This window comes from Streptococcus sp. HMSC064H09 (assembly GCF_001812625.1).
In the GTDB taxonomy this organism is placed as follows: Bacteria; Bacillota; Bacilli; order Lactobacillales; family Streptococcaceae; genus Streptococcus.
Genome location: NZ_KV809572.1, coordinates 1 through 466 on the forward strand (window position 1 = coordinate 1; position 466 = coordinate 466).

The 466-nt window shown below is 37.1% G+C and carries 1 protein-coding gene; it reads left to right on the forward strand.

The annotated features are described in order from the left end of the window. Positions 1 to 126 (forward strand): LPXTG cell wall anchor domain-containing protein (locus HMPREF2867_RS03990; RefSeq protein WP_141750988.1); only part of this gene is annotated, 126 nt, incomplete at its 5' end. Positions 127 to 466: the final 340 nt, after the last annotated feature.

Genomic DNA, 466 nt, shown 5'->3' on the forward strand with positions numbered 1-466 from the left:
AAACGTGGTAGCCAAGCGCTTCCTAAGACTGGTGAGGAAAACTCATCATTGTCAATGGCATTTGGTGCTTTGGCAACTGCAACAGGTCTCGCCTTTCTTGCTAAACGTAAGAAAGGTGAAGAATAGGTCGAAGATTATTCGTATTTCAGAATTGTAATAGTCTTTGCTATGCTTAGATAAGCACAAAAAAACACCTTCATGTTAGCTAACCATTCTAGCTAGAAGGTGTTTTTTGATTTGGAGATGTTGTGATAGTTTCAAAATGGAACAAACCTTTTGAAATACTAACGACTACATAAAAATAGGAGACCACTTAAACAAGGACTCCTATTTGTTGGTTTGCTCATTATCTTGTTTAAACATCACTGTTCCCACAGTTACGAGAATAGTTAACAGAATCGGTATAAATCGAAAAACTCCCCAGTCAGGGTCTGTACTGACCCCAAAAAGTTAGACATTTAATTTA